General features: G+C 70.1%; 21 protein-coding genes. 15 read left to right on the top strand and 6 right to left on the bottom strand.

The annotated features are described in order from the left end of the window. Positions 1-407 precede the first annotated feature (407 nt). The 3 genes from sdhC to JT362_RS13170 are packed head-to-tail and all read left to right on the top strand — an operon-like array spanning position 408 to position 3859. Positions 408-1172 (top strand): succinate dehydrogenase subunit SdhC, encoded by a 765-nt coding sequence (gene sdhC, locus JT362_RS13180; RefSeq protein WP_260191444.1) that lies wholly within the window; start codon positions 408-410, stop codon positions 1170-1172. Between the two features lie 15 nt (positions 1173-1187). Continuing rightward, positions 1188-3101, top strand: coding sequence for a fumarate reductase/succinate dehydrogenase flavoprotein subunit (locus JT362_RS13175; RefSeq protein ID WP_260191443.1), 1914 nt, complete (start codon positions 1188-1190; stop codon positions 3099-3101). Beyond that, on the top strand, positions 3098-3859 hold the full coding sequence (locus tag JT362_RS13170) for a succinate dehydrogenase/fumarate reductase iron-sulfur subunit (RefSeq protein WP_260191442.1): 762 nt from the start codon (positions 3098-3100) through the stop codon (positions 3857-3859). The genes JT362_RS13175 and JT362_RS13170 overlap by 4 nt, the downstream gene beginning before the upstream one ends. Before the next feature lie 59 nt (positions 3860-3918). Here JT362_RS13170 and JT362_RS13165 read toward each other — a convergent pair whose 3' ends face one another. The 4 genes from JT362_RS13165 to JT362_RS13150 all read right to left on the bottom strand — a co-directional run bounded on the left by JT362_RS13165 (position 3919) and on the right by JT362_RS13150 (position 7232). Further along, complete coding sequence (locus JT362_RS13165; RefSeq protein WP_260191441.1) at positions 3919-4836, bottom strand: amino acid ABC transporter permease; 918 nt, start codon at positions 4834-4836, stop codon at positions 3919-3921. After that, positions 4833-5501, bottom strand: coding sequence for an amino acid ABC transporter permease (locus JT362_RS13160; protein ID WP_260191440.1), 669 nt, complete (start codon positions 5499-5501; stop codon positions 4833-4835). The genes JT362_RS13165 and JT362_RS13160 overlap by 4 nt, the downstream gene beginning before the upstream one ends. A gap of 86 nt (positions 5502-5587) precedes the next feature. Then, the gene (locus tag JT362_RS13155) at positions 5588-6442 is read right to left on the bottom strand and encodes a glutamate ABC transporter substrate-binding protein (RefSeq protein WP_260191438.1); all 855 of its coding nucleotides are present in this window, start codon (positions 6440-6442) and stop codon (positions 5588-5590) included. A gap of 61 nt (positions 6443-6503) precedes the next feature. Beyond that, complete coding sequence (locus JT362_RS13150; RefSeq protein WP_260191591.1) at positions 6504-7232, bottom strand: amino acid ABC transporter ATP-binding protein; 729 nt, start codon at positions 7230-7232, stop codon at positions 6504-6506. A 174-nt stretch (positions 7233-7406) separates the two neighbouring features. On the opposite strand from JT362_RS13150, the gene miaB reads away from it, so the two are divergent. Further along, positions 7407-8876, top strand: a complete 1470-nt coding sequence (gene miaB, locus JT362_RS13145) for a tRNA (N6-isopentenyl adenosine(37)-C2)-methylthiotransferase MiaB (RefSeq protein WP_260191436.1) — start codon at positions 7407-7409, stop codon at positions 8874-8876. Further along, positions 8873-9349: an Rv2732c family membrane protein gene (locus JT362_RS13140; protein ID WP_260191590.1), complete on the top strand. Its 477-nt coding sequence runs from the start codon at positions 8873-8875 to the stop codon at positions 9347-9349. The genes miaB and JT362_RS13140 overlap by 4 nt, the downstream gene beginning before the upstream one ends. A 34-nt stretch (positions 9350-9383) precedes the next feature. Here JT362_RS13140 and JT362_RS13135 read toward each other — a convergent pair whose 3' ends face one another. Then, positions 9384-10787, bottom strand: a complete 1404-nt coding sequence (locus tag JT362_RS13135) for a DUF349 domain-containing protein (RefSeq protein ID WP_260191434.1) — start codon at positions 10785-10787, stop codon at positions 9384-9386. A 232-nt stretch (positions 10788-11019) separates the two neighbouring features. Here JT362_RS13135 and JT362_RS13130 point away from each other — a divergent pair, with 232 nt between their 5' ends. The 7 genes from JT362_RS13130 to JT362_RS13100 all read left to right on the top strand — a co-directional run bounded on the left by JT362_RS13130 (position 11020) and on the right by JT362_RS13100 (position 17424). Further along, on the top strand, positions 11020-11751 hold the full coding sequence (locus JT362_RS13130; RefSeq protein ID WP_260191433.1) for a class III extradiol ring-cleavage dioxygenase family protein: 732 nt from the start codon (positions 11020-11022) through the stop codon (positions 11749-11751). Continuing rightward, the gene (miaA, locus tag JT362_RS13125) at positions 11748-12644 is read left to right on the top strand and encodes a tRNA (adenosine(37)-N6)-dimethylallyltransferase MiaA (RefSeq protein ID WP_260191432.1); all 897 of its coding nucleotides are present in this window, start codon (positions 11748-11750) and stop codon (positions 12642-12644) included. Before JT362_RS13130 ends, miaA begins: the two co-directional genes overlap by 4 nt. Next, the gene (gene dapF / locus JT362_RS13120; protein ID WP_260191431.1) at positions 12641-13456 is read left to right on the top strand and encodes a diaminopimelate epimerase; all 816 of its coding nucleotides are present in this window, start codon (positions 12641-12643) and stop codon (positions 13454-13456) included. The genes miaA and dapF overlap by 4 nt, the downstream gene beginning before the upstream one ends. 113 nt (positions 13457-13569) lie before the next feature. Beyond that, the gene (gene hflX, locus JT362_RS13115; protein WP_260191430.1) at positions 13570-14982 is read left to right on the top strand and encodes a GTPase HflX; all 1413 of its coding nucleotides are present in this window, start codon (positions 13570-13572) and stop codon (positions 14980-14982) included. Positions 14983-15125: 143 nt separating this feature from the next. Beyond that, positions 15126-15365, top strand: coding sequence for a helix-turn-helix domain-containing protein (locus JT362_RS13110; protein WP_260191429.1), 240 nt, complete (start codon positions 15126-15128; stop codon positions 15363-15365). Between the two features lie 3 nt (positions 15366-15368). Beyond that, a complete protein-coding gene (locus JT362_RS13105; RefSeq protein WP_260191428.1) occupies positions 15369-16322 on the top strand; it encodes an RNA-guided endonuclease InsQ/TnpB family protein in 954 nt (317 codons plus the stop codon). Positions 16323-16416: 94 nt separating this feature from the next. Continuing rightward, positions 16417-17424 (top strand): SdiA-regulated/phytase-like domain-containing protein, encoded by a 1008-nt coding sequence (locus JT362_RS13100; protein WP_375546486.1) that lies wholly within the window; start codon positions 16417-16419, stop codon positions 17422-17424. Between the two features lie 9 nt (positions 17425-17433). On the opposite strand, the gene lexA is transcribed toward JT362_RS13100, so the two are convergent. Beyond that, positions 17434-18153 (bottom strand): transcriptional repressor LexA, encoded by a 720-nt coding sequence (lexA, locus tag JT362_RS13095; RefSeq protein WP_260191588.1) that lies wholly within the window; start codon positions 18151-18153, stop codon positions 17434-17436. A gap of 254 nt (positions 18154-18407) precedes the next feature. On the opposite strand from lexA, the gene JT362_RS13090 reads away from it, so the two are divergent. The 3 genes from JT362_RS13090 to JT362_RS13080 all read left to right on the top strand — a co-directional run bounded on the left by JT362_RS13090 (position 18408) and on the right by JT362_RS13080 (position 22585). Next, entirely contained in the window at positions 18408-18881 is a 474-nt protein-coding gene (locus JT362_RS13090) for a LysM peptidoglycan-binding domain-containing protein (RefSeq protein WP_260191427.1), read from the top strand. A gap of 315 nt (positions 18882-19196) precedes the next feature. Next, positions 19197-19664: a transcriptional regulator NrdR gene (gene nrdR / locus JT362_RS13085; protein ID WP_260191426.1), complete on the top strand. Its 468-nt coding sequence runs from the start codon at positions 19197-19199 to the stop codon at positions 19662-19664. 119 nt (positions 19665-19783) lie between these two features. Further along, positions 19784-22585 (top strand): vitamin B12-dependent ribonucleotide reductase, encoded by a 2802-nt coding sequence (locus JT362_RS13080; RefSeq protein ID WP_260191425.1) that lies wholly within the window; start codon positions 19784-19786, stop codon positions 22583-22585. Positions 22586-22677 lie beyond the last annotated feature (92 nt).

Raw genomic sequence — 22677 nt, 5'->3', positions numbered from 1 at the left:
GACCGACGGGTTACTGCAGCGATTCAGTTCGCCGTTCGGGCGGTGCCGGCGAAATCGCCGACTAATCAGCGGCACTGTATACAAAACCGTCATTCGAGTGGGCTGCGCAACACCCGGACGGAGGCCGTCTCCGGGCGTCCGCACGCAGGGAGTACGGTCAGCGGGTGACCAGCCGGACGTGCCGCACACCACTCCGATGCGGGCCGCCCACCGGCGGATTTCCACCATGTGGTAGTTCTGCACGCGCCACCGACGGCACCGTTGGCGGCATGGCGCCGTCCTGCCGGTGTGACACGCGGAACGCCGCCATCCACGCTGATCACCGTTAGTCTCGAACAAACAAATCTGTCGTTCTGGAGTCGAGGACAACCATGAAGGCTGGCGTCGGTGCCCCCGGTCGGGCGCAAATGTCCGAGCGCACGTTTCGAACCGACCGCTGGCGAACCTACCCGATAACCACCGGCGCCATCCTGCTGTTCTTCATCGCCTACGCGACGGTTCGCATCTTCATGAACCAGTGGTACTGGGCGCCCGAGGAGCACTACCTCACGCCCCTGTACTCACCCTGTCTGAGTGACTCGTGCGTGCCGGGATCCAGTCACTTCGGCACCCCGCTGCCCGAGATCCCGTCCTTCATCCCGATGGCGTTCATCACGTTCATCATTCTCGCCGGGTTCCGCGGCACCTGTTACTACTACCGCAAGGCCGGGTACCGGTCGCTGTTCCTCGCGCCGGCCGCCTGCGCGGTCCCGGAGCCGCACAAGAAGTACACCGGGGAGAGCAAGTTCCCGCTGGTGATCCTCAACTCGCACCGGTACTTCTTCTACGGCGCCCTGATCTTCGCGCTCATCAACATCTACGACATGGTTCTCGCCTTCCACGGCAAGGACGGCGGGATCGGGATGGGCCTGGGCACGCTGATCATCGTGATCAACGTGGCGATGCTGGTCTGCTACACGCTCTCCTGCCACGCCTGCCGGCACATCGTCGGCGGCAGGCTGAAGAACTTCTCCAAGCACCCGCTGCGCTACCGCTACTGGACCTTCGTGTCCAAGCTCAACGCGCGGCACGGCCAGTACGCCATGATCTCGCTGGTCACGGTGATCCTGACCGACGCGTACATCATGTCGGTGGCCGCTGGCTGGATCACCGACCTGCGTATCTTCAACTGAGACTGAGAAGGACTCATGGTTCAGGTTCAGGTCGAACGGTTCGACTTCGACGTCGTGGTCATCGGTGCCGGCGGTGCCGGCCTGCGGGCCGCCATCGAGGCCCGGCAGCAGGGCAAGCGCACCGCCATCGTGAGCAAGTCGCTCTTCGGCAAGGCGCACACGGTGATGGCCGAGGGCGGCTGTGCCGCCTCGATGGGCAACGTCAACGCCAAGGACAACTGGGAGGTCCACTTCCGCGACACCATGCGTGGCGGGAAGTTCCTCAACAACTGGCGGATGGCCGAGCTGCACGCCAAGGAGGCGCCGGAGCGGGTCTGGGAGCTGGAGACCTACGGCGCGCTGTTCGACCGCACCAAGGACGGCAAGATCAGCCAGCGCAACTTCGGCGGCCACACCTACCCCCGCCTGGCGCACGTCGGTGACCGCACCGGCCTCGAGATGATCCGCACCATGCAGCAGAAGATCGTGTCGCTGCAGCAGGAGGACTTCGAGGAGCACGGCGACTACGAGGCCATGCTCAAGGTCTTCCCCGAGTGCACGGTCACCGAGCTGATCAAGGACGGCGACCGGATCGCCGGCGCGTTCGCCTACTGGCGCGACAGCGGCAAGTTCCTGCTGTTCCGGACGCCGGCGATCGTGCTCGCCACCGGCGGCATCGGCAAGTCCTTCAAGGTCACCTCGAACTCCTGGGAGTACACCGGGGACGGGCACGCGCTCGCCCTGCGCGCCGGCGCGACCCTGATCAACATGGAGTTCGTCCAGTTCCACCCGACCGGCATGGTCTGGCCGCCGAGTGTGAAGGGCATCCTGGTCACCGAGGGCGTCCGGGGCGACGGTGGCGTGCTCAAGAACTCCACCGGCGAGCGGTTCATGTTCGGCTACATCCCCGACGTGTTCAAGGGGCAGTACGCCGAGACCGAGCAGGAGGCCGACGGCTGGTACAACGACCAGGACAACCACCGCCGGACGCCCGACCTGCTGCCGAGGGACGAGGTCGCCCGCGCGATCAACTCCGAGGTCAAGGAAGGCCGCGGCTCACCGCACGGCGGTGTGTTCCTGGACATCGCGAGCCGCCTGCCGGCCGACGAGATCCGCCGCCGGCTGCCGTCGATGTACCACCAGTTCAAGGAACTGGCCGATGTGGACATCACCGCGCAGCCGATGGAGGTCGGGCCGACCTGCCACTACGTGATGGGCGGCGTCGAGGTCGACCCGGACACCACGTCCTCGACCGTGCCCGGCCTGTTCGCGGCCGGTGAGGTCGCCGGCGGCATGCACGGCTCCAACCGGCTCGGTGGCAACTCGCTGTCCGACCTGATCGTGTTCGGCCGCCGCGCCGGGCTCGGCGCGGCGACCTATGTGGACTCGCTGGAGCGCAGGCCGACGGTCGCCGAGTCCGAGGTGGACGCGGCGGCGCACCGCGCGGTGTCGCCGTTCGACTGGCCGTCCGACGGCCAGGCGGAGAACCCGTACACCATCCACGCCGAGCTCCAGCAGTCGATGAACGACCTGGTCGGCATCATCCGCAAGGAGGACGAGATCCAGCAGGCGCTGGACAAGCTCGTCGAGCTGCGGGAGCGGGCCAAGTTCGTCGCGGTGGAGGGCCGCCGCGAGTTCAACCCGGGCTGGCACCTGAGCCTCGACCTGTGGAACATGCTGCTCGTCAGCGAGTGCGTCGCGAAGGCCGCGCTGATGCGCACGGAGAGCCGAGGCGGCCACACCCGCGACGACTTCCCGAGCATGGAGTCCCGGTGGCGCAACAAGCTGCTGGTCTGCTCCTCGGACGAGCGCGGCGAGTACGCCGTGGTCGTGGAGAAGCCGCAGGAGCCGATGCGCGAGGACCTGCTCGAGCTCTTCGAGCTCTCGGAGCTCGAGAAGTACTACACCGACGAGGAGCTGGCGCAGCACTCGGGGAGGGCCGGTCAGTGAGTTACAAGGGCAACTTCAAGATCTGGCGGGGCGACGACGAGTCCGGTGGGCTGGAGGACTTCATCGTCGAGGTGAACGAGGGCGAGGTCGTCCTCGACATCATCCACCGGCTGCAGGCCACCCAGGCGCCCGACCTCGCGGTCCGCTGGAACTGCAAGGCCGGCAAGTGCGGCTCGTGCTCGGCGGAGATCAACGGCAAGCCGCGCCTGCTGTGCATGACCCGGATGTCGGTGTTCACCGAGGACGAGACGATCACCGTCACCCCGCTGCGCACGTTCCCGGTGGTGCGCGACCTGGTCACCGACGTGTCGTACAACTACCAGAAGGCACGGGAGATCCCGTCGTTCGCGCCGCCGAAGAACCTCGGCCTCGGCGAGTACCGGATGAAGCAGCAGGACGTCGAGCGCTCGCAGGAGTTCCGCAAGTGCATCGAGTGCTTCCTGTGCCAGGACACCTGCCACGTCATCCGTGACCACGAGGAGAACAAGGAGAACTTCGCCGGCCCCCGGTTCCTGATGCGGGTGGCCGAGTTGGAGATGCACCCCCTCGACACCGAGGACCGCGTGCGGGAGGCGCAGGACGAGCACGGCCTCGGCTACTGCAACATCACCAAGTGCTGCACCGAGGTCTGCCCGGAGCACATCAAGATCACCGACAACGCGCTGATCCCGATGAAGGAGCGCGTCGCCGACCGCAAGTACGACCCGATCGTCTGGCTCGGCAACCAGCTCTTCCGCCGCGGCAGCCACAAGCGCTGATCCGCCGACGAAAAGAGGGCGGCTCCCCGAGTGGGGGCCGCCCTCTTCCGCGTTCGGTGCTAGTTCATTCTGTGGCCGGTGCTCTCGTCGGTGAGGTGCATGCCGGGTGCCTGCTCCTCGACCATGTCTCCGCCCACGACCGCTCCCGTGCTCTTCTTGCCTCGCCGCAGGCGGCGCTCCAGCCAGTTCGCGAACGACGTGAGCAGGTAGTTGAGCACGATGAAGACGACCGCGATGACCACCAGCGTGGCGATGGTGTTCGCCTGGTAGAACGACGCGGCCGGCCTGGCCTGCGCGAGCAACTCGTCGAAGCCGAGGAGCGCGCCGCCGATCGTGGTGTCCTTGACGATCACCACGATCTGACTGACGATCGCCGGCAGCATGGCGGTGACTGCCTGTGGCAGCAGCACGTTCGTCATCAGCTGGCCCTTGCGCATGCCGACGGCGAGCGCCGCCTCGCTCTGGCCCTTGGGCAGGGAGAGGATCCCGGCCCGGACCACCTCGGCGAGCACCGACGAGTTGTAGATCACCAGTCCGGTCACGACCGCGTACAGCGGCCGCACGTCCGAGTCGATGTCGGTGAACTCGGCGTAGGCCGCGTTCGCGAAAAACATCATGACCAGCACCGGAACCGCGCGGAAGAACTCCACGATCATCCCGGCCGGCCGCGCGATCCACCAGTGGTCGGACATCCGGGCGATGCCGAACAGCGCACCGATGGGCAGCGCGATCAGGATCGCCAGCCCTGCCCCCTTGAGGGTGTTCACCAGCCCGGGCAGCAGGTACGTCGTCCACGCCTCGGTGCCGGCGAGGTAGGGCTCCCACTTGGCCCAGTCGAGCTGACCCTTCTCGTCCATCGCGCCGATGACCCACCACATCAACGCGGCGAACGCCACCACGAACAGCACGGTGTAGAGCAGGTTGCGCCGCTTGGCGCGGGGACCGGGAGCGTCGTAGAGGACCGAGGGCGCGCTCATCGCTTCACCGCCACCTTCTTGGCCACCCAGCCGAGCAGCAGCCCGGTGGGCAACGTCAGCACCACGAAGCCGAACGCGATGACCAGGGTGATCAGGAACAGCGCCTGGCTCTCGATCTCGATCATCTCGTCCATCAGCAGTGCGGCCTCGTCGACCCCGATCGCGGCGGCCACCGTGGTGTTCTTGGTCAGCGCGATCAGCACGCTGGCCAGCGGCGCGACCACCGAGCGGAACGCCTGCGGCAGCACCACGATGCCGAGTACCTGGGAGAAGCCGAGGCCGAGCGCGCGCGCCGCCTCCGCCTGCCCGACCGGAACCGTGTTGATCCCCGCACGGAGCGACTCGCACACGAAGGTCGAGGTGTAGACGATGAACCCCAGCACGGCGAGCCGGAAGCCCATCTGGTCGAAGTCCTCACCGCCCAGGGTCACGCCCAGGGTGGAGTTCAGTCCGAGCGAGGTGGCCACGATGAGGACCGTCAGCGGCGTGTTGCGGAAGACGTTGATGTAGGCGGTACTGAACGCCCGCATCACCGGGACCGGGCTGACCCGCATCCCCGCCAGGATCGTGCCCCAGATCAGGGAGCCGATGGCCGAGTAGACCGTGAGCTGCACGTTCGTCCAGAACGCACCGAGCACGTCGTACTCACTGAGGAAGTCGAACACGGGCTATCGCACCCTCACCCTCTGTGTGAGAACGGTGGCGCGCCGCGAACCGCGACGCGCCACCGCGTGTCTTTCGAACCGGCCGGTCAGGAAGCGGAGGTCTCGGTGATCTCCGGGGGCTCGGGGGCCTCGAAGCCGGCCGGGCCGAGGTGCTTGTCGATGGCCGCCTTCCACGCGCCGTCCTCGAACATCTTCGTGATGGCGTCGTTGATCTGGGTCTGCAGCTCGGCGTCGCCCTTCGGGATGCCGACGCCGTAGTTCTCGTCGCTGAAGCCCTCACCCACGACCTTGAACTTGCCGGGGTTGGCCGCGGCCAGGCCCGCCAGGATCACGTCGTCGGTGGTGATCGCGTCGACCTGCCCGTTCTCCAGGGCGGTGAGGCACTCCGAGTAGCCGCCATACTCCAGCAGGTCCACCTGCTGGGCGTACTCGTCCTTCACCCGCTGCGCCGAGGTGGAGCCGGACACCGAGCAAAGCTTCTTGCCGTTCAGCGAGTCCGGGCCGGTGATCGCGCTGTCGTCCTGGCGGACCAGCAGGTCCTGGTGCGCGATGTAGTACGGGCCGGCGAAGCTGACCCGCTCCTTGCGCTCGTCGGTGATCGAGTAGGTGGCGACGATGAAGTCCACGTCCCCGTTGTCGATCATGTTCTCGCGCTCGGCGGAAGGTGTTTCCTTCCACTCGATGCTGTCCTCGCTGACGCCCATTTCCTTGGCGATGTAGGTCGCGACGTCGACGTCGAAGCCCTCGTAGCCGTCCGGCGTCTGCTGCCCGAGGCCCGGCTGGTCGAACTTGATGCCGATGGTGAGCGAGTCGCCAGAACCGCCCTCGCCGCCACCGCCGCCGTTGCCGCCCTCGTCGTCACCGCCGCCGCCGCAGGCAGCGAGCGCGAGGCTCGTGGCCGCGACGAGCGCGCCGGCGCGCAGTACTCGGCTGAACCGCATCTTCCGTTCCTTCCGATCGGTCACCCGCGAACGCGGGTCGTCCCTGTTTCCGTACTTTTCGTCAGTGCGTGAGGATCTTGCTGAGGAAGTCCTTCGCGCGGGCCGACTTGGGCGCGGTGAAGAAGTCCTGCGGGGTGGAGTCCTCGACGATGTCGCCGTCGGACATGAAGACCACGCGGTTGGCCGCGTTGCGGGCGAACCCCATCTCGTGGGTGACCACGAGCATGGTCATGCCCTCCTCGGCGAGGGTGCTCATCACGTCCAGCACCTCGTTGATCATCTCCGGGTCGAGCGCCGAGGTGGGCTCGTCGAAGAGCATGACCTTCGGGCGCATCGCCAGCGCGCGGGCGATCGCGGCCCGCTGCTGCTGACCGCCGGACAGCTGCGCCGGGTACTTGTCGGCCTGGTTGGCGATGCCCACCCGCTCCAGCAGCTCCATCGCGGTGCGGCGGGCGTCCGCCTTCGGCGTCTTGCGGACCTTCACCGGCCCGAGCATGACGTTGTCCACGATCGTCTTGTGCGCGAACAGGTTGAACGACTGGAACACCATGCCGACGTCGGCGCGCAGGCTGGCGAGCTCCCGGCCCTCGGCGGGCAGCGGCTTGCCGTCGATCTCGATGCTGCCGGAGTTGATCGGCTCCAGCCGGTTGATCGCCCGGCACAGTGTGGACTTGCCCGAGCCGGACGGCCCGAGCACCACCACGACCTGGCCTCGCGGCACCTCGATATTGATGTTCTTGAGCACGTGCAGCTGCCCGAAGTACTTGTCCACCTCGACCATCCGGATCATCGGTGGAGCGGTGTTCGCTTCGGTCATCTATCTCCTCCACACGCGCGCATCAGGTCAGGGGTGCAGACTAGCGGCCGGTTAATGGCGGAAACCTACCCTCCTTCGCGGCCCGAATCATGCGGTCGGACCACATCCAAGGTTTCAACTAGGTCACACGTACCCTTGGCGGTTGAGATGAGCACGCGCACTTACCAGGTCCGCACGTTCGGTTGCCAGATGAACGTGCACGACTCCGAGCGGCTGGCCGGCCTGCTGGAGGACGCGGGCTACGCGCCGGCCACCGACAACGCCGTGCCCGACGTCGTGGTGCTGAACACCTGCGCCGTCCGGGAGAACGCCGACAACAAGCTGTACGGGAACCTTGGCCACTTGCGGCCAACGAAACTCGCGAACCCGGGCATGCAGATCGCCGTGGGCGGCTGCCTCGCGCAGAAGGACCGCGGCGACATCGTGCGGAAGGCGCCGTGGGTGGACGTCGTGTTCGGCACGCACAACATCGGCTCGCTGCCGGTGCTGCTGGACCGCGCCCGGCACAACGAGCGCGCCGAGGTGGAGATCCTCGAGTCGCTCGACGTGTTCCCCTCGACGCTGCCGGCCCGGCGCGACTCGGCGCACTCCGGCTGGGTGTCGATCTCCGTCGGCTGCAACAACACCTGCACGTTCTGCATCGTGCCGTCGCTGCGCGGCCGGGAGAAGGACCGCCGGCCGGGTGACGTGCTGGCCGAGGTGGCAGCCCTGGTCGCGGAGGGTGTCCTCGAGGTCACCCTGCTCGGGCAGAACGTGAACTCCTACGGGGTCGAGTTCGGCGACCGGTTGGCGTTCGGGAAGCTGCTGCGCGCGTGCGGCGAGGTCGACGGCCTGGAGCGGGTCCGCTTCACCTCGCCGCACCCCAAGGACTTCACCGACGACGTGATCGCCGCGATGGCCGAGACCCCGAACGTCTGCCACCAGCTGCACATGCCGCTGCAGTCCGGCTCGGATCGGGTGCTCAAGGCGATGCGCCGGTCCTACCGGCAGGCGCGCTACCTGTCGATCATCGACAAGGTGCGGGCGGCGATGCCGGACGCGGCGATCACCACCGACATCATCGTGGGCTTCCCCGGCGAGACCGAGGAGGACTTCGAGGAGACGCTGAACGTGGTGCGGGCGGCCCGGTTCTCCAGTGCCTTCACCTTCCAGTACTCCAAGCGACCGGGCACCCCCGCCGCCGTGCTGCCGGACCAGCTGCCGAAGGAGGTCGTGCAGGACCGCTTCGACCGGCTGATCGCGGTGCAGGAGGAGGTGTCCTGGGCGCAGAACAAGGAGCTGGTCGGGTCGACGGTCGAGGTGCTGGTGTCGGTCGGCGAGGGCCGCAAGGACGCCGACACCCGGCGGATGAGCGGCCGGGCGCGGGACGGGCGACTGGTGCACTTCGCACCGTCCGGACTGGACGTGCGGCCCGGTGACATCGTGGAGACCACGGTCACCTACGCGGCGCCGCACCACCTGGTGGCCGACGGTGCGCCGCTGTCGCACCGGCGGACCAGGGCCGGGGACCACCACGAGGCCGGGGTGCGACCGAAGACGTCCGGGGTCGGGTTGGGGCTGCCGTCGTTCGGGCCGCCCGAGGTGAGCGAGCAGGTGACCGGGTGTCCGACGCCATGACCGAGCCGGAGGACGAGCTGCGCCGGGAGATCGACCAGGTGGAGCGCAGGGCCGCCCGGACCGTCGACCTGGGCGCCCGTGCGGTCGTCATCGCCGTCGCCGTGTTCGTGTTGATCGTGGGCCTGGTGCTGCCGTGGCTGGGCGGCGCGTCGGGGTTCGAGGTGCTACTGGGCATCGGCGACGCCACCGGCCGGGCGAGCTGGGTGCCCCGCCTGTTCGCGGCGACCTCGGTGCTGTTCGGGGTGCTGGCCTCGGCGCTCGCGCTGATCACCCGGCTGTGGGCGGTGACCTGGGTGTGCGCGCTGGGCGGCTGGTTCGCCTGCGTCGACGGCGTGCTGGCGATCTGGTCCCGCCAGTCCTCCGACGGCGACCTCGGCATCGGCATGGTCATCGCCGAGGTCGCGATGATCGTGGTCGCGGCCCAGTGGTTCCGCACCGCCTGGTCCCGTCCATCCACGGACCCGACGCCCTGACGGTCCCCGACGCGCGGGGACCGTCAGGAGGGAACTAACGGCTGGCGACCGCGTTCTCGGCGGCGGCGAGCCACTCGCGCCACTGGGCGGCCTGCGCCTCGGCCTGCTCGGCGCGGCGCTTGTCGCCGGCCGCGCGGGCCTTCTCGGCCTGGGCCTCGAACTGCTCGACCCGCTCGCGGAACTGCGCCGCCCGCGCCTCGGCCTCCGGGTCGGTGCGGCGCCACTGCGCGTCGGCGGCGTTGCGGACCCGGTCCTCGATCGCGCGGAGCTTGCCCTCCAGTTCGCGGATCCGCTCGCGCGGGACCTTGCCGATCTCGTCCCAGCGCTCCTGGATCCGGTGCAGCTGGCTGCGCGCGGCGTCCAGGTCGGAGCCAGGGTTGATCTTCTCGGCCTCCGCCAGCAGCGCCTCCTTGCGCTTGGCGTTCTCCACCAGCTCGGCGTCCCGCTCGTTGAACACCGCGGACCGGCGGCTGAAGAAGGTGTCCTGTGCCGCCCGGAACTGCTGCCACAGCGCGTCGTCGGCCTCCTTGGGGGCCCGGCCGGCCGCCTTCCACTCGGTCATCAGCTCGCGGTAGCGCGCCGCGGTGGCGCCCCAGTCGTCGGAGCCGGAGATCTCCTCGGCCAGGCGTACCAGCTCCTGCTTGCGCTCCTTGGCGGCGCCGCGCTGCCGGTCCAGGTCGGCGAAGTGCGAGCCGCGCCGCCGGTTGAACGTGTCCCGTGCCTTGGAGAACCGCTTCCACAGCTGGTCGTCGGTCTTGCGGTCGACGCCCTTGATCGTCTTCCACTCGTCCAGGATGGCGCGCAGCCGGTCGCCGGCCGCCTTCCACTGCGTGGACGACTCGGCGATCTGCTCCACCTCGGCGACCAGCTCCTGCTTGCGGGCCAGCGCCTGGTTGCGTGCCTCGTCCCGGGCGTGCTTGACCGCCTCGACGGCCTGCTGCGCGCGGGCCAGCACATGGTCGACCCGGTCCGACAGCCCGGCCAGGTCACCGACCAGCGCCGCGTCGGTCAGGCTCTCCTTGATGTGCTTGGCGCTGGTCTGGGTGTGCTTCGGGTCGCCGGAGCCCGCGGTCAGCCGCGCCTCCAGCAACTCGACCTCGGTGCGTACGTCGTCGAACCGGCGGGCGTAGTGCGCCAGGCCCTCGGCCGGGTCGCCCGCCTGCCAGGAGCCGACCGCACGCTCGCCGTCGGCGGTCTTCACGTACACCGTGCCGTCGGCGTCGACCCGCCCCCACTTGCCGGGGTCCGCCGACGCCTCCGCCACCGGACCGGCGTGCGCGGTCGCCAGGGGAGCGGCCGGCATCACCGCGGCGGGTGGCGGCGCAGCGGGGGCGGCTGCCTCCTCCGCTGCCGGCGCCGTGGTCCGCGCCGTGGTCTGCGCTGTGGCCTCCGGCTCCGGGGCTGCGCTCGTGTCCTGGCTCGTGTCCCTGTCCGTCATGGCCGGCTCCTCCCGCCTGCGTCGCCCGCTACCGTGCGGGCGCCCCGCTCCCACGGGGCCTGGCAACGTCGGTACCCGACCCGCCCAGGGTCGTAGAAACTCGCGCGGTACCCGCGCGCATTCAAACAGGTCATGGCCCGGCCCGGTACTCCATGGTGGGCACCGACAGCACAGGGTGACGCCTCGAGTCCGGAGCGTTCACCTTCCGGGGGAATGGGTAGCCTCGAACACCGTGATCGCCCGCGTCGCCGTCGTCCCGCACCCGCCGCTGCTGGTGCCCGAGCTCGTCGGCGGCGACCACCCGGAGGTGCGCGTCGTCCGCGACGCCACCGTCGCCGTGGCCGCCGAACTGGCCGCCGCCGCGTCCCGCTGGGTCGGGCTCGGCGCCGACCCGGCCGGTGCCCGCGACCTCGACGCGCACCAGGCCGGCACGTTCGCCGGGTTCGGCGTCGACGTCGTCGCCCGGTTGTCCGCGAACCCCGCGCGTACCGCGGTGCCGGACCCCGCCATGCCGCTGCCCGCGCTGGTCGCCGGCTGGCTCCGCGAGCGAGCGGGGGCCACCGAGGTACCCGTCCGGCTCGTCCCGCCCGACCTGCCGGCCGCGGCCTGCCGCGAGTACGGCGAGCGCCTCGCCCGCGAACTCGCCGGCCCGGAACCCGTCGGCCTGCTCGTCCTCGGCGACGGCTCGCACCGGCACGGTGAGCGCGCGGTCGGCCGGCCCGACCCGCGAGCCGCCGCGTTCGATGACGCCGTGCACGCCGCCCTCGCCGCCGCCGACCCCGCCGCCCTGGCGGCCATCGACCCCGCCCTGGCCGCCGAGCTTGGCGCCGAGGGGCGCGCACCGTGGCAGGTGCTCGCCGGGCTCGCCGCAGGCGACCCGCGCGGCTGGAAGAGCACCGACGCCCGCCTGCTGGTGCCGTTCGGCGTGGCCTACCACCTCGCGGTCTGGGAGCCGTCCCGATGAGGCCCGTGGCGATCGTCGGACCCACCGCGACCGGCAAGTCCCGGCTCGGCATCGCCCTGGCCGAGGCCCTGGGCGGCGAGGTCGTCAACGCCGACGCCATGCAGCTGTACCGGGGCATGGACATCGGCACCGCGAAGGTCACCGACGCCGAGCGCCGGGGCGTGCCGCACCACCTGCTCGACGTCCTCGACGTCACCGAGACCGCCTCGGTCGCCGCGTACCAGCGCGACGCCCGCGCCGTCGTCGAACGCCTGCTCGCCGCCGGCCGGCGCCCGATCCTCGTCGGCGGCTCCGGGCTCTACGTCCGCGCCGTCCTGGACGACCTGGAGTTCCCCGGCACCGATGCCGGCATCCGAGCCCGCCTGGAGGCCGAGCTGGCCGCGACCGGCGCGGAGACCCTGCACGCGCGGCTGACCGAGCGCGACCCGATCGCGGCCGCCGCGATCCTGCCGAGCAACGGTCGCCGCGTGGTCCGCGCGCTCGAGGTCATCGAGCTGACCGGCCGCCCGTTCTCCGCGACCATGCCCCGCCCGGGACCGGCCCGCTGGGACACCGTCCAGCTCGGCCTCGACCTGGACACCGACACCCTGGACGCCCGGGTCGACGAGCGGGTGACGGGGATGTTCGCCGACGGCCTGGTCGACGAGGTCCGCCGGCTGGAGAAGGAGGGCCTGCGGGAGGGTCGCACCGCCGCCCGCGCCCTCGGGTACCAGCAGGTCCTCGACGCCCTCGACGGCCACCACGACCTCGCCGAGGCGGCCGACGCCACCGCCAGGGCCACCCGCCGGTTCGTCCGCCGCCAGCGCTCCTGGTTCCGCCGCGACGAGCGCGTCCAGTGGCTCGACGCGACCAGGAGCGACCTCGTCGCCGCTGCTCTAGGCTCTGCCGGGTGAGCATCCCGTTCGTCAAGGGGCACGGCACCGAGAACGACTTCGTCCTGCTGCCCGACCCCGACGACGCCCTCGACCTGACCCCCGCGCGGGTGCGCGCGTTGTGCGACCGGCGCGCCGGCATCGGCGCCGACGGCGTGCTGCGGGTCGTGCGCGACGAGACGCAACAGCCGGACGGCACGTGGTTCATGGACTACCGCAACGCCGACGGGTCGATCGCCGAGATGTGCGGCAACGGTGTGCGGGTCTTCGCCAGGTACCTGCTCGACCAGGGGCTCGTCGAGCGCCGGGAGTTCCCGGTCGGCACCCGCGCCGGCGTCCGCGACGTCCGGGTGGACGAGCGCGGCGAGGTCACCGTCGACATGGGGCCGGCCCGGGTGACCGGCGAGTCGGCCGCGACCCTCGACGGACGCCGGTTCCCCGGGGTCGCCGTCGACGTCGGCAACCCGCATCTGGTGTGCGTCACCGACCGGATCCACGATCTCGACCTCTCCGTGCCGCCGGTACACGATCGGGTGGTCTTCCCGGCCGGGGTGAACGTGGAGTTCGTGGTGGTGGAGGCACCGGACCGGATCCGGATGCGGGTGCACGAGCGCGGCGTCGGCGAGACCCGCTCCTGCGGAACCGGCACCGTCGCGGCGGTCGCCGGGGTCCTGCACCGTGCCGGGCACAAAACGGGCACCGCGGACGTTGACATACCAGGTGGGCGGGTGCGGGTCGTCGTCGACGAGGACACCTGCACCCTCACCGGCCCGGCGGTGTTCGTCGCGCGCGGCGAGCTGGATCGCGGCTGGTGGGACTCGGTCGGCGGGTAAAACTGGTCGATCCGCCCGCCGAACCGTGCGACCATTTCCGGTACACGGATCGACCAACGGGAGGAATTCACCACGTGACAGAGAACCTCAATCAGCGGCAAACCGAAGACGGGTTGACTGACCTGGCTGAGCTCTCTGCGGGTGAACTCGAGCTCTCCGACCGCGCCGCGCTGCGGCGGGTCTCCGGTCTGTCGACCGAACTCGCGGACATCACCGAGGTCGAGTACCGGCGGCTCCGACTCGAACGGGTCGTACTGGTCGGCGTGTGGACCGAGGGCAGCGCCGCGCAGTCCGAGGCGTCGCTCGCCGAGCTCGCCCGGCTCGCCGAGACCGCGGGCTCGGAGGTGCTCGAAGGCCTCGTGCAGCGCCGCGACCGCCCCGACCCGGCCACCTACGTCGGCTCCGGCAAGGTCACCGAGCTGGGTGACGTGGTCGCCGCCACCGGCGCCGACACGGTCATCTGCGACGGGGAGCTCTCGCCGTCCCAGCTGCGCCAGCTGGAGGCGCGGCTCAAGGTCAAGGTCATCGACCGCACGGCGCTGATCCTCGACATCTTCGCCCAGCACGCCCGCTCCAAGGAGGGCAAGGCCCAGGTCGAGCTGGCCCAGCTGCAGTACTTCCTCCCGCGCCTGCGCGGGTGGGGTGAGGCGCTGTCCCGGCAGGCCGGCGGCCGGGCGGGCGGCGCGACCGGCGGTGTCGGTCTGCGCGGTCCAGGTGAGACGAAGCTGGAGACCGACCGCAGGCGCATCCGGACCAGGATCTCCAAGCTCCGCAAGGAGATCACCGCGATGAGCACCGTGCGGGACACCAAGCGCGGCCGTCGCGTGGCCAACGCGGTGCCGAGCGTGGCCATCGCCGGCTACACCAACGCCGGCAAGTCGAGCCTGCTCAACGCGCTGACCGGGGCCGGGGTCCTGGTGGAGGACGCGCTGTTCGCCACCCTGGACGCCACCACCCGCCGCGCCGCGACGCCGGACGGGCGCACCTACACGCTCACCGACACCGTCGGCTTCGTGCGGCACCTGCCGCACCAGCTGGTCGACGCGTTCCAGTCCACCCTGGACGAGGTGGCCGACGCCGACCTCATCGTGCACGTCGTCGACGGTTCCGACCCGAACCCGGAGTGGCAGGTCGAGGCGGTGCGCGAGGTGCTCGGCGAGATCGCCGACCGCCGCGAGGAGAAGCTGCCGACCGAGCTCGTGGTGGTCAACAAGACCGACGCCACCGACGAGCTGGCCCTTGCCAGGCTGCGGCACCTGCTGCCGGGCGCGGTGTTCGTCTCCGCGCACGCCGGCACCGGCGTCGACGCGCTGCGCGAGCGGATCGCCGAGCTGCTGCCCCGGCCGGAGGTCGAGGTCGAGGTGCTGGTCCCGTACGCGCGCGGCGAGCTGGTGGCCCGCGTGCACCGGGAGGGCGAGGTGCTGGCCGAACGGCACACCGAGCAGGGCACCGTGATGGCCGCGAAGGTCAAGGCGGACCTCGCCGGGATGCTGGAGGGCTACGCGGTCAACGGCACTTCCGCCTGACACCCGCTCCGGCGCCTGGCGCTGCGGGAATGCGGGCCAGTGCGCCGGGCTTCAGTCCGGTGGTGAAGGCCGCGCGGGAGGCCGGTTACGGTCGAGCGTGCTCTAGATCGGGCGGTTTTTGCTGCTCGATATAGGGTGGGGTGGTGCGGCTCCGGTACAACTACCGTGTCGAACCGACACCGGCCCAGCGGCAGGCGTTGGCGCGGGCGTTCGGGTGCGCGCGGGTCGTGTTCAACGACGGGTTGCGCGCACGTCAGGACAACCACCGGTCCGGGTTGTCTTATCTCTCCGATGGCGAGCTGTCCAAGCGGGTGATCACCCACGCCAAGGCCACGCCGGAACGGGCGTGGTTGGGTGAGGTGTCGGCGGTGGTGTTGCAGTAGGCCTTGGCCGATCTGAACGTGGCGTACCGTAATTTTTTCGCCTCCGTGTCGGGCAAACGCCGGGGCCGCCGGGTGGCACCACCACGGTTCCGGTCACGCAAGGACAACCGGCAGGCTGTCCGGTTCACCGCGAACGCTCGGTTCCGGGTGCTGGACAATGGCAGGTTGCGGTTGCCGAAGATCGGGGATCTGCGGGTGCGGTGGTCTCGGGAACTCCCGGCCCCGCCGTCGTCGGTCACGATCGTCCGGGATGCGGCGGGCCGGTACTTCGCCTCGTTCGTCGTCCAGGCCCCTGACGCCTCGCTTCCGGCGGTCGAGCCGGAGGTCGGGATCGATCTGGGGTTGACTCACTTCGCGGTGCTGTCCGACGGTACGAAGATCGCCGCGCCGAAGTTTCTGCGCCGGGCCGCCCGGAAGTTGCGTCGTTTGCAGCAAGCTCTGTCCCGTAAGCAGCGGGGTAGTCAGAACCGCAGAAAAGCCGTTGTGAAGGTCGCCAGGGCGCATGCCCGGGTCGCCGACACTCGCCGGGATTTCCACCACAAACTGTCGACCAGGATCATCCGTGACAACCAAGCGGTGTTCGTGGAGGACCTCGCGGTGGCTGGCCTGGCGCGTACCCGGCTGGCCAAATCGGTTTACGACGCCGGTTGGACGTCGTTCACGGCGATGTTGGGGTACAAGGCCGCCCGGCACGGCCGCGTGTTCGGCCGGGTGGACCGGTGGTTTCCCTCCACTCGCCGGTGTTCGACCTGCGGGGTGATCGGCGAGAAGCTGTCGTTGAATGTCCGGTCGTGGACGTGTCCGTGTGGGACCGTTCATGACCGGGACGTCAACGCGGCGGTGAACATTCTGGCGGCCGGACGGGCCGACAGACCAACGCCTGTGGAGCCGGTGTCAGTCTCGGGGCGACCCGAGCAGTCGGCTGCGAAGCAGGAACCCACCGGAAGCGCGGCCTAGACCGCATTGACCGGAATCCCCCACGTTCACGTGGGGGAGGACGTCAACGTTGACGCGGGAGGTGCCAAGCCAGGTGCGGGGAGCTCTACTCGGGGTGTTGCTGCTGTCGGGGCTGGTGTCGGCCACCCCGGCGGCCGCCGCGACCGCGGAACCGGCAGCACCGGTGGCGCGGTGCACCATGACCGACCCGAGGCTCGCCGAGCTGTCCGGTCTCGTCGCCGACGCCGACGGGTGGTACGCGGTCAACGACGGTGGCACCTCGGTCACCGTGTACGCGGTCGGCCGGGACTGCGTGGTCCAGCGGGAGATCGGCGCCGACCTCGACCCCTACGACGTCGAGGACCTCGCCCGCGCGCCGGACGGCACCTTCTGGCTGTCCGACACCGGAGACAACGACCGGGACCGGGAGACGATCGCGCTCATCGCACTCACCCCGGACGGCGACGGGACGCTGTACCGGCTCACCTACCCCGACGGCGCGCACGACGCCGAGGCGCTGCTGCTGGACCGCGCCGGCACCCCGTACGTGGTCACGAAGTCGACCTCGGGCAACGCGAAGGTGTACCGCCCGGCGGCGGAGCTCACGAGTCCCGGGCCGACCCCGCTGGAGCTGGTCGGCTCGGTGCGGATCAGTCCGACCACGACGTCCGGCGGACCGGTGCCGGGGTTCGTCGGCTCGGTCACCGTCACCGGCGGGGCCACCAGCCAGGACGGCTCGGTGGTCGCGCTGCGCACCTACACCGACGCCTACCTGTGGCACGTCGACGGCGACCTGGTGGCCGCGCTGTCGACGGAGGCGACCCGCGTGCCGCTGCCCGACGAGGCCCAGGGCGAGGCGATCGCGTTCGAGCCGGACGGCACGCTGGTGTCGGCCTCGGAGGGCACCGGCGAGCCGGTGCGGGTCGTACCGGGGGCGGCCGACCTGGTCGCACCGCCCCCGCCGTCGTCCCCACCAGCGCCGTCGCCGGAGCCCGAGCCGGTCGCCGAGGACCCCGCCGACGATCCCACCGACCCGGGGCTCCCGGTCCTGCCGGCCGCCGTGGTGGCCGTCGCGCTGGTGGGTGGCGTGTTCCTGCTCCTGCGCCGAGGGTCCCGGCGCTAGCGGGCCAGGTCAGAGGCGGCGCAGGACCGCGACGACCTTGCCGAGGATCGTGGCCTCGTCGCCCGGGATGGGCTCGTAGGCGTCGTTGTGCGGCATCAGCCAGACGTGGCCGTCCCGGCGCTTGAACGTCTTCACCGTCGCCTCGCCGTCGATCATCGCGGCGACGATCTCCCCGTTGTCGGCGGTCGGCTGCTGGCGCACCACGACCCAGTCCTGGTCGGTGATGGCCGCGTCGACCATCGAGTCACCGGTGACCCGCAGCAGGAACAGCGAGCCCTCGCCGACGATCTCCTTCGGCAGCGGGAAGACGTCCTCGACGGCCTCCTCGGCCAGGATCGGACCACCGGCGGCGATCCGGCCGAGCACGGGCACGTACGCGGCCTGCGGGGAGGTGTCGCGTTCGGCGGCGGCGGCGCCCTCGGTGGCCTGGTCACCGACCAGCGCGGCGGCCACCTCCGGCTCGGCTGGCACGGGGATCGCGTCCGGCGGCAGCACCCCGATGGCCCTCGGCCGGTTGGGGTCGCGGCGCAGGTAGCCCTTCTGCTCGAGGGCACGCAGCTGGTAGGCGACCGAGGAGGTGGAGGTCAGGCCGACCGCCTCGCCGATCTCCCGGACGCTCGGCGGGTAGCCGAAGCGCTCCACCCAGGTGCGGATGACCTCGAGGACCTCCCGCTGCCGGACCGGCAGCTCCGTGTCGTCGCCCGGGTTCACCTCCGGGAAACTGCGCAGGTTGCCCCGCAGCGGCTTCCGCTTGGGTACGCCCTTGGGTATTCCTCCGGGTTTGCGTGGCACTGCCCTGCCTCCCTGCGCGCCGGACCTTGTTCCGGTCCGGGTGTTTTCACTGCTACTTCGACGTTAACCGTCCACCAGGTGGAGATCAAACACCTGTTCGACGACACGCCGGGTGGGTGTCGTTTTCCGTCGGTGTCCTGTGCTACAAATTCGCACGGAGGTTCGATCGAACGACTGTTCGAGGAGACGGCATGAGCGTGACGGCCCACAGGACCGAACACACAGATCAACGCCCGGCCGGGGTGCCCGCGCCGCGCGTTCGTCCGGCGGCCGAGCGGGTCGCCGCGCCACCGCGCCGGGTCCGGGTGCACGGCTACTCGGGCCCACCGACCCGCCGGCGCGTGGCCGGCGCGCCCAGGGTGGTCAGGCACCGCGCGTGCCCGCCGAGGCAGCGCCTGTCGATCCCGGCGATGCTCGCCGTCGGCGCGTCGGTGTGCCTGGCGGTCGTCGGGCTCGGCCTGCTCGCCGACTCCGGTGCCGGCGCGGTCCCCGAACGGACCGAGGTCGTGCGTGTCCAGCCGGGCGAGAGCCTGACCGAGCTGGCCGCCCGGATGGCTCCGTCCAGCGACCAGGCCGCGGTCGTCGATCGCATCCGCGACCTGAACGGCGCCCTCGCCGAAGACCTCCAGCCGGGCCGTCCCCTGCGCGTCCCGTCCGAAGGCTGACCAGCGGCATTTTCGTCCCGCGCCGAGCGCTCGCTCGCGCGTCACCGAGCCACGCCCGTGCTCCGGTCTCCCTGGTACGGACCGTGCTTGACGTCGCCGCCGCCCGCCGTCCCGCGGCCGCGACTCGCCGGTCCGTCGCCCGACTTGCATCATGTGGCGTCTAGGCATACCGTCGACCCCAACATCTAGTAGTTACAGCGCTGTAGTTAGTCCACAGGTTGGGGCAACTTGTCCACGGGTTGTCCACCGCGCATCCACAAGATGATCACCAGTTGGGTTGACGCGCGCCACGAGGGGTACGAGGGGTGGTTCGACATGCGGTGCCCGTTCTGTCGTCATTCGGACTCCCGGGTCGTCGACTCACGTGAGGTGGACGAGGGCCAGGTCATCCGCAGGCGGCGTTCGTGCGCCAAGTGCAGCCGGCGGTTCACCACGGTCGAGGAGGCCGTGCTCGCGGTGGTGAAGCGGTCCGGGGTCACCGAGCCGTTCAGCCGGGAGAAGGTCGTCACCGGCGTGCGCCGGGCCTGCCAGGGCCGGCCCGTCGACGAGGACGCGCTGCAGCAGCTGGCCCAGCGGGTGGAGGACGCGATCCGCTCCACCGGGGCCGCGGAGATCCCGAGTCACGAGGTGGGCCTGGCGATCCTCGGCCCGCTGCGAGAGCTCGACGAGGTGGCGTACCTGCGGTTCGCCAGCGTCTACCGCTCGTTCTCCTCGATCGAGGACTTCGAGAAGGAGATCGCGGGACTGCGCGAGGCGATCGCGAGGAAAGCGGAGCAGGAGTGAGCCGGACGAGGCGGCGGGCCGTAGTCAGGCAACGCGCACGGCAAGAGGCAAGACAGCAGGCACACCGAGCAGTGCGGCCGGTGGCGGGGAGAGCGAACAATGAGGGAGAGGGACTGGTCATGACGGAAACCGTCGACGCGTCGGAGAGTGGGCTGGTTGAGCGGGGGCTCACCGTGCGCCGGGTACACACCACCGAGGGGGTGCACCCCTACGACGAGGTGACCTGGGAACAGCGCGACGTGGTGATGACCAACTGGCGTGACGGGTCGGTCAACTTCGAGCAGCGGGGCGTCGAGTTCCCCGAGTTCTGGTCGGTCAACGCGACCAACATCGTCACCAGCAAGTACTTCCGCGGCGCCGTGGGCACCCCGGTCCGCGAGCACTCCCTCAAGCAGCTGATCGACCGCGTGGTCAAGACCTACGTCACCGCCGGCGTCGAGCACGGCTACTTCGCCACGCCCAAGGACGCCGAGATCTTCGAGCACGAGCTGATCTGGATGCTCATGCACCAGGTGTTCAGCTTCAACTCCCCGGTCTGGTTCAACGTCGGCACCAGCTCTCCTCAGCAGGTCAGCGCGTGTTTCATCCTCGCCGTCGACGACACGATGGACTCGATCCTGAACTGGTACCGCGAGGAGGGCCTGATCTTCAAGGGCGGCTCCGGTGCCGGCCTCAACCTCTCCCGGATCCGGTCGTCCAAGGAACTGCTGTCCTCCGGCGGCACCGCGTCCGGCCCGGTGTCGTTCATGCGCGGCGCCGACGCCTCCGCCGGCACGATCAAGTCCGGCGGCGCGACCCGGCGCGCGGCGAAGATGGTCGTGCTGGACGTCGACCACCCGGATGTCGAGGAGTTCATCGAGACCAAGGCCAAGGAGGAGGAGAAGATCCGCGTGCTGCGCGACGCGGGCTTCGACATGGACCTCGGCGGCTCCGACATCACCTCGGTGCAGTACCAGAACGCCAACAACTCGATCCGCGTCTCCGACGAGTTCATGCACGCCGTCGACGCCGGTAACGAGTTCGGCCTGCGCGCCCGCACCACCGGCGAGGTCATCGAGAAGATCGACGCCAAGACCCTGTTCCGCAAGATGGCGCAGGCCGCGTGGGAGTGCGCCGACCCGGGTGTGCAGTACGACGACACGATCAACGACTGGCACACCTGCCCGGAGTCGGGCCGGATCACCGCGTCCAACCCGTGCAGCGAGTACCTGCACCTGGACAACTCGAGCTGCAACCTGGCGTCGCTGAACCTGATGAAGTTCCTGCGCGAGGACGGCATGTTCGACGCGGAGCTGTTCGCCCGCTCGGTCGAGCTGGTCATCACCGCGATGGACATCTCGATCTGCTTCGCCGACTTCCCGACCGAGCCGATCGGCGACACCACCCGCAAGTTCCGTCAGCTCGGCATCGGCTACGCCAACCTGGGCGCGCTGCTGATGGCCACCGGCCACGCCTACGACTCCGAGGGCGGCCGCGCGCTCGCGGCGAGCATCACCTCGCTGATGACCGGCACCGCCTACCGGCGTTCCGCCGAGTTGGCCGGTGTGGTCGGCGCGTACGAGGGCTACGCCCGCAACGCCGACGCGCACCAGCGGGTCATGCGCAAGCACGCCGCGGCCAACGACCTCATCCGCACCTACCACCACAACGACGTCGCCGTGCAGCGCCTGGCGACGCGCGAGTGGCAGGAGGGCATGCGGGTCGGCGCCGCGAACGGGTGGCGCAACGCGCAGGCGTCGGTCCTCGCGCCGACGGGCACGATCGGTCTGATGATGGACTGCGACACTACCGGCATCGAGCCCGACCTGGCGCTGGTGAAGTTCAAGAAGCTGGTCGGCGGCGGCTCGATGCAGATCGTCAACCAGACCGTGCCGCGCGCGCTCAAGGCCCTGGGCTACCAGGACGAGCAGATCGAGGCGATCGTCGAGTTCATCGCCGAGCACGGCCACGTCATCGACGCGCCCGGCCTGCGTCAGGAGCACTACGAGGTGTTCGACTGCGCGATGGGCGAGCGCTCGATCGCGCCGATGGGCCACGTCCGGATGATGGCCGCGGTGCAGCCGTTCATCTCCGGCGCGATCTCCAAGACGGTGAACATGCCGGAATCGGCGAGCGTCTCCGACGTCGAGCAGATCTACTTCGAGGGCTGGAAGCTGGGCCTCAAGGCGCTGGCGATCTACCGCGACAACTGCAAGGTCGGCCAGCCGCTGTCGGCAGGCAAGGGCGCGAAGGGCGCGGCCGAGCCCGAGAAGGTGGTCGAGTACCGCCCGGTCCGCAAGCGCCTGCCGAAGAAGCGCCCGTCGCAGACCGTGTCGTTCACCGTGGGCGGTGCCGAGGGCTACCTGCACGCCGGCTCCTACCCGGACGACGGTCTGGGGGAGATCTTCGTCAAGCTCGGCAAGCAGGGCTCGACGCTGTCGGGTGTGATGGACGCGTTCTCGATGTCCATCTCGGTCGGTCTGCAGTACGGGATTCCGCTGGAGTTCTACGTCTCGAAGTTCCAGAACCTCCGCTTCGAGCCGGCCGGTATGACCGACGACCCGGACGTGCGGATCGCGACGAGCGTGCTGGACTACCTGTTCCGGCGGCTGGCCCTGGACTACCTGCCGTACGAGAAGCGTGCCCAGCTGGGCATCTTCACCGCCGACGAGCGCTCGGCACAGGTCAACAACGACTACGGCACGCCGTCCGATGTGGACCTCGAGGGCATGCGCAGCTCGGTCGAGGCGACCCCGTCCCGTCCCGCGGTGGCGGCGGCGGAGCCGGAGGTCGTCGAGGCGCACAGCTCCACGGAGCTGCTGGAGCTCCACCTGGGCAAGGCCGCCGACGCCCCCCTGTGCATGACCTGCGGGACGAAGATGCGCCCCGCCGGCTCGTGCTACGTCTGCGAGGGCTGCGGCTCCACCTCGGGCTGCAGCTGATCGGAACCCTCCGCGCCAAGTACGTCACGTACTTGACGTACATTGCGCGGCGGGGGGGGCAGGGGGGAGACCCGGGGGGCTGGCGCTTACGC

The sequence above is a fragment of the Actinophytocola gossypii genome, from assembly GCF_025165815.1.
Taxonomy (GTDB): Bacteria; Actinomycetota; Actinomycetes; order Mycobacteriales; family Pseudonocardiaceae; genus Actinophytocola; species Actinophytocola gossypii.
Note: the sequence above shows the minus strand (reverse complement) of the source record. Positions and strands in the feature narration are given on the sequence as shown.

What these genes read in the sequence shown, in the direction of transcription:
- JT362_RS13155 (WP_260191438.1), bottom strand. Translation starts at nt 6,442, where the DNA reads ATGCGGTTCAGCCGAGTACTGCGCGCCGGCGCGCTCGTCGCGGCCACG.
- JT362_RS13165 (WP_260191441.1), bottom strand. Translation starts at nt 4,836, where the DNA reads ATGAGCGCGCCCTCGGTCCTCTACGACGCTCCCGGTCCCCGCGCCAAG.
- JT362_RS13140 (WP_260191590.1), top strand. Translation starts at nt 8,873, where the DNA reads ATGACCGAGCCGGAGGACGAGCTGCGCCGGGAGATCGACCAGGTGGAG.
- JT362_RS13090 (WP_260191427.1), top strand. Translation starts at nt 18,408, where the DNA reads ATGAGCGTGACGGCCCACAGGACCGAACACACAGATCAACGCCCGGCC.
- JT362_RS13150 (WP_260191591.1), bottom strand. Translation starts at nt 7,232, where the DNA reads ATGATCCGGATGGTCGAGGTGGACAAGTACTTCGGGCAGCTGCACGTG.
- JT362_RS13135 (WP_260191434.1), bottom strand. Translation starts at nt 10,787, where the DNA reads ATGACGGACAGGGACACGAGCCAGGACACGAGCGCAGCCCCGGAGCCG.
- sdhC (WP_260191444.1), top strand. Translation starts at nt 408, where the DNA reads ATGTCCGAGCGCACGTTTCGAACCGACCGCTGGCGAACCTACCCGATA.
- nrdR (WP_260191426.1), top strand. Translation starts at nt 19,197, where the DNA reads ATGCGGTGCCCGTTCTGTCGTCATTCGGACTCCCGGGTCGTCGACTCA.
- JT362_RS13080 (WP_260191425.1), top strand. Translation starts at nt 19,784, where the DNA reads ATGACGGAAACCGTCGACGCGTCGGAGAGTGGGCTGGTTGAGCGGGGG.
- JT362_RS13175 (WP_260191443.1), top strand. Translation starts at nt 1,188, where the DNA reads ATGGTTCAGGTTCAGGTCGAACGGTTCGACTTCGACGTCGTGGTCATC.
- miaA (WP_260191432.1), top strand. Translation starts at nt 11,748, where the DNA reads ATGAGGCCCGTGGCGATCGTCGGACCCACCGCGACCGGCAAGTCCCGG.
- miaB (WP_260191436.1), top strand. Translation starts at nt 7,407, where the DNA reads ATGAGCACGCGCACTTACCAGGTCCGCACGTTCGGTTGCCAGATGAAC.